General features: G+C 70.2%; 7 protein-coding genes. All 7 read left to right on the forward strand.

The genetic code is table 11. From position 1 onward, the window contains the following. The first annotated feature begins 95 nt into the window (after positions 1–95). Positions 96–1,481: an aminotransferase class III-fold pyridoxal phosphate-dependent enzyme gene (locus tag OO68_RS41300; RefSeq protein WP_033314650.1), complete on the forward strand. Its 1,386-nt coding sequence runs from the start codon at positions 96–98 to the stop codon at positions 1,479–1,481. A 23-nt stretch (positions 1,482–1,504) separates the two neighbouring features. Then, positions 1,505–2,458, forward strand: coding sequence for a succinylglutamate desuccinylase/aspartoacylase family protein (locus OO68_RS41305; RefSeq protein ID WP_033314651.1), 954 nt, complete (start codon positions 1,505–1,507; stop codon positions 2,456–2,458). Continuing rightward, entirely contained in the window at positions 2,455–3,915 is a 1,461-nt protein-coding gene (locus OO68_RS41310; protein WP_033314652.1) for an aldehyde dehydrogenase family protein, read from the forward strand. The genes OO68_RS41305 and OO68_RS41310 overlap by 4 nt, the downstream gene beginning before the upstream one ends. Next, positions 3,912–4,850: an aldo/keto reductase gene (locus tag OO68_RS41315; protein WP_033314653.1), complete on the forward strand. Its 939-nt coding sequence runs from the start codon at positions 3,912–3,914 to the stop codon at positions 4,848–4,850. Before OO68_RS41310 ends, OO68_RS41315 begins: the two co-directional genes overlap by 4 nt. 46 nt (positions 4,851–4,896) lie before the next feature. Next, positions 4,897–5,562, forward strand: coding sequence for a haloacid dehalogenase type II (locus OO68_RS41320; protein WP_033314654.1), 666 nt, complete (start codon positions 4,897–4,899; stop codon positions 5,560–5,562). Positions 5,563–5,610: 48 nt separating this feature from the next. Beyond that, the gene (locus OO68_RS41325; RefSeq protein WP_033314655.1) at positions 5,611–6,894 is read left to right on the forward strand and encodes an NAD(P)/FAD-dependent oxidoreductase; all 1,284 of its coding nucleotides are present in this window, start codon (positions 5,611–5,613) and stop codon (positions 6,892–6,894) included. A 90-nt stretch (positions 6,895–6,984) separates the two neighbouring features. Further along, the coding region (locus tag OO68_RS41330) for a lyase family protein (RefSeq protein ID WP_033314656.1) at positions 6,985–7,325 on the forward strand (341 nt) is incomplete at its 3' end.

The following is a 7,325-nucleotide window of genomic DNA, read 5'->3' on the forward strand; positions in this document are numbered from 1 at the left end:
GTCGCCCTGGTGCGCTGGCTCGGCTCCGGACGACAGGACTCCCTGCTGTCGGTGGAGAACACGGTCGGCGTCGCCAACCCCGGAGGCGAAGCCGTATGAGCACCACCGCCGCCGCTCAGCTGACCGCGGCCACCGCACAGCGGCACCTGCTGCTGCACATGACCGCCAACGGATCGCTCGGCGACGAGGGCGAAGACCTCCTCGTCGTCCAGCGAGGGGAGGGCCCGTACGTCCACGACGCGGACGGCAGGCGTTACATCGACGGCCTGTCGGGTCTGTACTGCTGTCAGCTCGGTTACTCCTACGGCGGCGAGTTCGCCGAGGCAGCCGAACGGCAACTGCGTGAGCTGTGCTACAGCCCGCTGTGGACAGGGTCCGCACACCCCTCGGCCATCGAACTCGCGGAGCGGCTGTCCCGGATCACCCCCGTCGACATCGAGCACACCTTCTTCTCGAGCGGCGGCGCCGAAGCCGTCGAGACCGCCTGGAAGATAGCCCGCCGCTACCACGTCCTGCGCGGCGAGCCGGGCCGCACCAAGGCGATCGCCCGGCGCGGCGCCTACCACGGCCTGACCATCGGCACTCTGTCGTTCAACGACGACCCCGGCCTGACGGAGCCGTACGGCCCGCCGGCGATCGATACCCGGTTCGTGTCGAACACCAACCGCTACGGCCTCGCACCGGAGTTCGCAGACGACGAGGTGTACACGGCATGGCTGCTCGCGGAGTTGGAGGCCGCGATCCTGACCGAGGGCCCAGAGACCGTCGCGATGCTCATCGCCGAGCCGGTGCAGAACCGGGGCGGCTGCATCACCCCGCCCCAGGGTTACTGGCAGGGGTTGCGGGCGCTGGCCGACCGGTACGGCTTCCTGCTCGTCGCCGACGAGGTCATCACGGCCTTCGGCCGGATCGGCGAGTGGTTCGGCGGGGACCGCTACGGCGCCCGCCCGGACATGGTCACCGTCGCCAAGGGCATCACCGCCGGATACGCCCCCCTGGGCGCGACCCTGGTCGGCACCAAGGTCACCGAGGTCATCAACCGGCCCGGCGCGGTCCTCAACCACGGCTACACCTTCGCCGGACACCCGCTGAGCACGGCCATCGCCCTGCGCAACCTTGAGATCATGGAGCGGGACCGCATCCTGGACAACGTCCGCGGTCTCCAGGGCGACCTGGCCAAGCGCATGGCGGCCCTCAAGGACCTGCCGATCGTCGGCGACGTCCGCGGCACCGGGTTCTTCTACTCCTGCGAACTCGTCGGCGACCTCGACGACGGCGCCTTCAGCGCCAAGGCCCGGACCGAGCTGATCGGCGATCTGATCCCGCGTCGGCTGCGCGAGGCCGGCCTGCTGGCCCGCGTCTACAACCGCTCCGCGCCGCTGGTCCAGATCGCGCCCCCGCTGATCAGCGACCGCGCCGTCCTCGACCGTATCGCCGCGATCATCGCCGGCACCCTCGCCGAGGCCTCGTCCCGCATCTGATCCACGTTTTGGGAAGGAACCACATGTACTCCATCGGTCCGCTGACCGTCGCCCCGGGCGAGCGTGCCCACGGCCTCATCCCGGTCGGCACCAGCAGCTACGGCGTGGAGCTCGGCATTCCGCTGATCGTCGTCAACGGCGTCCAGGACGGCCCGGTCCTGTGTGTGGACGCGGGCGTGCACGGCGACGAGTACGACGGCCAGGAGGCCATCCGCCGCGTGCTCGCCGAGATCGAGCCGGCCACGCTGCGCGGCACCGTCGTCGGCATCCCCTGCCTGAACACCCCGGCCTTCGAGGCGGCCGCCCGCGCCAGCGGCATCGACCACCTCAACCTCAACCGGATCTTCCCGGGCGACGCCGAGGGCTCGTACTCGCAGCGTCTGGCCGCCACCTTCGTCGAGCAGGTCGTGCCGGCCGTCGACGCCGTGGTCGACCTGCACACCGGCGGCGCCTACGGCGAGATCGCCCCCCTCGTCATCCTCCAGGGCGGGTACGAGAACCTGGCGACGGACCTGGCCCTGGCCGCCGGGCACGAGCTGGTCTGGAAGGGCGGCAAGTGGGGCGGCACGGTCCGCCACCCCGTCCTCGAGGCCGGCAAGCCCGCCATCACCATCGAGTGCGGCGGCGCCACCTACCGCGAGACCAACGTCGAGCACCACATGAACTCGATCCGCAACATCCTGCGCAGCCTCGGCATGATCGACGGCGAGGCAGAGCTGCGGGACACCTACACGACGGTCTCCGGCACCTTCGCCCGCTCCGCCTCCGGCGGCTTCTTCGTCGCCCGCGCCGAGCCGGGGGAGACCTGCAAGGAAGGCGACCTGATCGCCACCATCACCGACCACTACGGCACCACGCTGGAAGAGGTCACCGCGCCGCAGGACGGCATCGTGCTGTGGGTCCGCCGGATCCGCACGGTCCGCCCGGGCGACGAGGTCGTCATCTTCGGCGAGGTGCTGGGGGAGATCCAGCCATGAGCGACGAGCTGCAGCTGACCGAGCTGCTGATCGACGGTAAGCAGATCCCCGCCGCCGACGGACGCTCCTTCACCGTCCTCGACCCGTCGAACGACACGGCCATCGCCCGGGTGGCGCTTGCCGGGAAAGCGGACGTGGACCAGGCGGTGGCCGCCGCGCGCGCGGCCTTCACGGCTCCTGAGTGGGCCGGGATGCGCGCCGCCGACCGGGGGCGCATCCTGTACCGGATCGCGGGGGCCATCCGCGACCAGGGCGAACGGCTGGCCCGCCTGGAGAGCCAGGACGTCGGCAAGCCGCTGCGCCAGGCGAAGGCGGATGTCGAGGCGGCGGCCCGCTACTTCGAGTTCTACGCGGGCGTCGCCGACAAGCTCGGCGGCTCGACGGTCCCGCTCGGCCCCGGCCTGCTCGACTACACCGTCCGCGAGCCGATCGGCGTCTCCGGCCACATCATCCCGTTCAACTACCCCCTCCAGAACACCGCGAGGGGATCCGCCCCGGCGCTGGCCGCCGGCTGCACGGTGGTGCTCAAGCCGTCTCCGGAGGCGCCGCTGACCCCGCTGGAAATCGGCAGGATCGCCCTGGAGTGCGGTCTCCCGCCGGGTGTCCTGAACGTCGTCCCCGGTGACGGCGAGACCGGCGCGGCCCTGGCCGGCCACCCGGACATCGACCAGGTCACCTTCACCGGCTCGGTGCCCACCGGCATCAAGGTCGCCCAAGCGGCCGCCGCCAACGTGGTCCCCTCGGTCACCGAACTGGGCGGCAAGTCCCCGGTCATCGTCTTCGCCGACGCAGACTTCGACGCGGCGCTCGGCGCCGTCGCCGCCTCCGCCTTCGGCAACGCCGGGCAGACCTGCTCCGCCGGCACCCGGCTGCTGCTCCAGCGCGGCGCCGAGGAGTTCCTGGACAAGCTGGTCGCGCACGCCGCCTCCCTCAGCATCGGCCCCGGTCTCAGCGACCCGGACGTCGGCCCGCTCGTCGCCGCGCGGCAGCGGGACCGGGTCCTCGGATACCTGGAACTGGCCCGCGAGGAAGGCGCCGTGGCACGGGCCGGCGGAGGCGCCCCCGCCGATCCCGAACTGGCCGACGGCTACTACGTCCAGCCCACCGTCCTCACCGGACTGGACAACCAGGCCCGTTGTGCCCGCGAGGAGATCTTCGGCCCCGTCGTCACGGTCATCGAGTTCGACGACGCGGACGAGGCACTGGAGATCGCCAACGACAGTCCCTACGGCCTGGCCTCGTACGTGTGGACCCGCGACATCGACAAGGCGATGCGGCTGGCCGAGGGCATCCGTGCCGGCCAGGTCTATGTCAACGCCACCGGCGTCGGCACCGGCGTCGAGCTCCCCTTCGGCGGTTACAAGCACAGCGGCTGGGGCCGGGAGAAGGGTCTCGAAGGCCTGGCCAGCTACCTGCAGACCAAGAACGTCTGCATAGGTTTCGGAAACCGGTCATGAGATACCGCCCGCTCGGAGAGCGCGGCCCGACCGTCTCGGTGGTCGGCGTGGGCGGAAACAACTTCGGCGCCCGCCTCGACGAGGACGGCACGAAGGCCGTCGTCCACGCCGCGCTCGACGCCGGGATCACCCTGTTCGACACAGCTGACATGTACGGCGGGTCCGGCGAACGGGGCGGTTCCCGCGGCGACGGTGAACGGCTCCTCGGCGCCGCGCTCAAGGGCAGCCGTGACCATGTCGTCCTGGCCACCAAGTTCGGCATGGAGATGAGCCGGGAGGCCGACCTGTACGGTCCGCGTGGCTCCCGCGCCTACATCCGGTACGCGGTGGAGGCGTCACTGCGCCGGCTCGGCACCGACCGGATCGACCTCTACCAGTACCACGAACCGGACGGTGTCACGCCGCTGGAGGAGACGGTCGCCGCGCTCCAGGAGCTGGTCCACGAGGGCAAGATCCGGTACATCGGTTGCTCCAACCTCCCGGCCGAGCAGGTCTCGGACGCCTTCGTGTCCACCCAGGACCGTTACCACCTGCTCGACCGCGGCGTGGAGCAGGACCTGATCCCGGCCTGCCTGCGCCACGGCGTCGGCCTGCTGCCGTACTACCCGCTGGCCAACGGCCTGCTCAGCGGCAAGTACCGGCGCGGCGAGGAGCCCCCGCCCGGCAGTCGCCTGTCCTGGCGTCAGGGCTGGCTCACCGACGAAGCCCTCGACAAGGTCGAGGCGCTCACCGCCTACGGCGCCGAACGCGGCCTGACCCTCCTCCAGGTGGCGATCGGCGCACTGGCGGCCCTGCCGGCCGTCGGCTCCGTGATCTGCGGCGCCATGACTCCGCACCAGGTCACCGCCAACGCCGCGGCGGCCGACTGGATACCGAGCCCGGCCGACCTGGCCGTGCTCGACGCGATCGTCACCCCCGGCGAACGCGTCGTCTGAAGTCCCCACCCCCGTTTAGAGAACCGCGAGAGCAAGGCTGGACACCATGCGAGAGATCGTCACCTTCGACGCCTACGCCACCCTGATCAACTTCGAGCTCGGTCCCACCACCCTGAAGGTCCTGGAGGACCGGCTCGACCTGGACAACCTGGACGTCGACGAGTTCCTCGACGACTTCCGTGTCATGCGCTTCCAGGCCGTCCTGGAGGCATACCGCCCCTACCACGAGGTCCTGCACTCCAGCCTGCGCAACGCCATGCGCCTGCACGGCCTGGAGTACCGCGAGACCGACGGCGAGGCCCTCGTGGACGCCGTCCCCACCTTCGGCCCCTGGCCGGAGGTCCCGGACGCCCTGCGGAAGCTGAAGACGAAGTACGAGATCGCCATCATCTCCAACTCCGACGACAACCTGATCGCGCGGAACGTCGAGAACATCGGCGTCGAGTTCGACTACGTCATCACCGCCCAGCAGGCCGGCGCCTACAAGCCGGACCGCCAGACCTTCAAGCACGCCTTCCGGACCATGGGTGTCGAGTCGTCGCAGGTCATCCACGTCGCCCAGGGCTGGGAGTACGACCACATCCCGACCCGCGACCTGGGCCTGAAGCGCCGGGTGTGGATCAACCGCTACGGCCGCAAGGGCAGCGCCGACTACCAGCCGTACGACGAGCTGCCCGACCTGTCGGGCCTGCCGAAGCTGCTCGGCTGCTGACCGACGGCGCCACGGCGAAACAGACCGAGAACACAGAGGACGCACGCCATGAAGCAGATCCCCTACTGGATGGACACAGCCCCCGCCCTGCCCGACCGTTCCGGGAAGGACCTGCCCGACGAGGCGGATGTGGTGGTGATCGGCGGCGGCCTCACCGGCCTGTCCACCGCCTACCACGCCGCCCGCAAGGGCGCCCGGGTCGTCCTCGTCGAGAAGGACCAGATCGGCTCGGGAGCCTCCGGGCGCAACGGCAGCCACTGCAACCCCGGCATCACCATCAGCCCGGCCCAGGCCCGCCAGCGCTACGGGCAGGAACGTGCTCGCGAGCTCTACGACGCGTTCCGTGTCGCAGTGGACCTCGTCGAGGAGATCGCGGTCAAGGAGAACATCGACTGCGACTTCCACCGTGCCGGGCGCCTTGGCTTGGTCTGCAAGCCCAAGCACCTCGAGGGCATGCACGCCAAGCAGCGCGACCTGGCCGAGAACTTCGGCCACGAGACGGTCGTCCTGAGCAAGAGCGAGCTGCGCGCCGAGCTGGGCTCGGACCACTACCACGGCGCCCTGCTCGACCCGCTCGGCGCAGCCCTGCACGTGGGCAAGTTCGTCGTCGGCCTGGCAGACGCCGCCGAGCGTGCCGGCGCCGAGATCCACGAGCGCAACGCCGCCACCGGCCTCACCCGCCTCCCTGGCGGCGGCTTCGTGGTGGAGACCATGCGCGGCACCATCCGTGCCAAGCAGGTCATGGCGGCGACGGATGCCTACACCGACAATTCGATGCCGTGGTTCCGCAAGCGGCTGATCAACGTCGGCAGCTTCATCATCGTCACCGAGCCGCTGGGGGAGGCCCGCGCCAAGGAGCTCATCCCCAACGGCCGCCTGCTGGTCGCCCACAAGAATGTCGGCAACTACATCCGCCTCACGCCGGACAACCGCCTCGCCTTCGGTGGCCGGGCCCGCTTCGCCCCGTCCAACCCGGCGTCCGACGTCAAGAGCGGTGACATCCTCAAGCGGGAGATGACGGAGATCTTCCCGCAGCTGGCGGGGGTGCGCATCGACTACGTGTGGGGTGGCATGGTCGGCTTCTCCTGGGACCGCATTCCGCACGCGGGCGAGGTGAACGGCCTGTACTACTCCATGGGTTACTGCGGTCACGGTGTGCAGATGGCCACGTACATGGGCCGCGCGGTCGCCGAGATGATGGACGGCAATCCGGAGGCCAACCCGATGCGCGGCTTCGGCTTCCCGAAGGTGCCCGTCCCCTTCTACAACGGCACTCCCTGGTTCCTGCCGTTCGGCGGCGCCTACTACAAGGCGAAGGACCGCCTGCTCTGAGCAGGTACCGACACAGGTGACACCACGGGGGCCTTCCACGCAGCGGCGCGGAAGGCCCCCACCATGCCTCCCGAGAGAGACCTGCAGCCCATGACCGCCGTCACCCGTATCGAGCACGACCTGCTCGGCGACCGGGACGTTCCCGCCGATGCCTACTGGGGTGTGCACACCCTGCGGGCCACGGAGAACTTCCCGATCACCGGTACGCCGATCTCCGCGTACCCGCACTTGATCGATGCCCTTGCCGCGGTCAAGGAGGCCGCCGCCCTCGCCAACGAGGAGCTCGGGCTGCTGAAGCCGGCGAAGGCAGCAGCGATCGTCGCCGCCTGCCGGGAGATCCGGGACGGCAAGCTGCACGACCAGTTCGTCGTGGACGTCGTCCAGGGCGGTGCCGGCACCTCGACCAACATGAACGCCAACGAGGTCGTGGC

The sequence above is a fragment of the Streptomyces iakyrus genome (genome assembly GCF_000717055.1).
GTDB lineage: Bacteria > Actinomycetota > Actinomycetes > Streptomycetales > Streptomycetaceae > Streptomyces > Streptomyces iakyrus.